Annotated in this window: 2 protein-coding genes; both read right to left on the bottom strand. The window is 38.1% G+C overall.

What is annotated here, in order from left to right:
* Positions 1–242: 242 nt before the first annotated feature.
* Positions 243–1091, bottom strand: coding sequence for a hypothetical protein (locus BN161_RS27840; RefSeq protein WP_044272636.1), 849 nt, complete (start codon positions 1089–1091; stop codon positions 243–245).
* A 394-nt stretch (positions 1092–1485) separates the two neighbouring features.
* Positions 1486–1685 (bottom strand): hypothetical protein (locus BN161_RS30060; protein WP_044272633.1); only part of this gene is annotated, 200 nt, incomplete at its 5' end.

The raw sequence follows: 1685 nt of genomic DNA, 5'->3' as shown, positions 1-1685 counted from the left end.
GTAAATACATTATCGGTTAAAAATTAAAATACACTAAATACTGTTATTATTTAGTTGGTTGTTTTAAGAGATAAACTCGTTATTAACAAAGGCGACGAAACGTCATTTCTTCGTTTCTTCTTAGCAAAGATATATTATAATTTAATATCAAGAACATTCCTTTGCATTTATTTAACTTTATATTTATATATTTGCTCTTCGAGGAGATGTGTACCCCTCTTGATATGCTTTATATACAAATATTAAGGTTCTTCAATATTTAGTGAGTGGAAGTCAATCAATCCATTCATGGGAGTTTCTTCAATCACATCCAGTTCAATGCCAAATTCACCGGCAACTTCTCTTAGAATCGGGGCATAACTATAGGCTAACGACCCTACAAAGCGGATTGGATAGTTCTTATAGTCATATTGGCATACATTCCTTGTGAAGAAGTTACGCAAATTAGTGGTTATTAGCTCGTATACATAATCATCACTCGTATAATCCGCCAGGAAATAAGAGATAGTGGATAGAAAGCGATTAGGAAACGGACGATTATAAACAGACTCCATTACTTCATTGGGGCTGATACGGAACTTCTCAAAGAAATCAGCCATCACATCTTTGGGTGCTAAACCTTTCAGCACATCTGAGAGAAAATGCTTGCCTAGTACAGCACCACTACCTTCATCGCCCAATATGTATCCACCTGCCCTGACATTTTTCACAATAATCTTTCCGTTGTAAAAGCAAGAATTAGATCCGGTACCTAAAATACAGGCAATTCCTGCTTCACATTTAAACAGGCCACGGGCAGCTGCAAGTAAGTCACTCTCTACTTGGATCGGGGTTTTGAACTGTGCTACTAATGAGGCACCCAATACATTCTTTTTCTCATAAGAAGTACATCCGGCTCCATAATAATATACTTGTTCCAGCTTTCTTTTGAAAAAAGTTTCGGGTAAACCTAAACGCACACTCCGGCTGATCTCTCTTCTGGTTTGGAAGAAAGGATTAAGTCCCTCTGTAAAAACACGTTGTATCAGGTGATTGTCTTCAACCAAAGCCCATTCAGTTCTTGTCGAACCACTCTCTGCAATCAGTTTCATACGCAGTTAGATTTAGAATTGGATACAAATATATAGTTTTTTTTAATATACCAAGACAAAAACTTCCAAAACTTCACTTTATCGTTTTGTTTTCATGCTTCGCATTACTTGCTAAAAAGAATATCTGAGGAATGCATGGTTAAAGTGTAAAAAACAGGTGAGCTACTGCATATCTCCTCAAATATATATGGAAGAATTGTAACCCGTTTTCTTGTGGATAAAGCATCTCTTCCACAGGGCTACACCCTTTATGGCAAAAGGTGTAGCCATCACGTCCAAAGGGTGTAGCCATCCGAAGTAAAGGGTGTAGCTATCCGAAACTGCCCTCACAGCTACTTCCTGAAGGGGGAAATCACTCTATTTCTGAAAGGCCATTCCTATAAGGAGTCAACTTTTATAAATTGGAACAAGCAACTTCTTTATCATTCTGATTATACCCGAGACGTACCTGAGCCGTAATTGCTCCGTACATTCTCCATGCAGAGGTACTTCTGACCGAAGAAAGTACGGCTTTGGTACGGAGCAAGTCCATCTCGGGTACGTTTCTAATAAGCACTGAGGAAATCAAATTTATGGAGAAACTGTCTTTCAAAT

The organism is Bacteroides timonensis (assembly GCF_000513195.1).
Taxonomy (GTDB): Bacteria; Bacteroidota; Bacteroidia; order Bacteroidales; family Bacteroidaceae; genus Bacteroides; species Bacteroides timonensis.
This window is presented reverse-complemented; position numbering and strand designations above follow the sequence as displayed.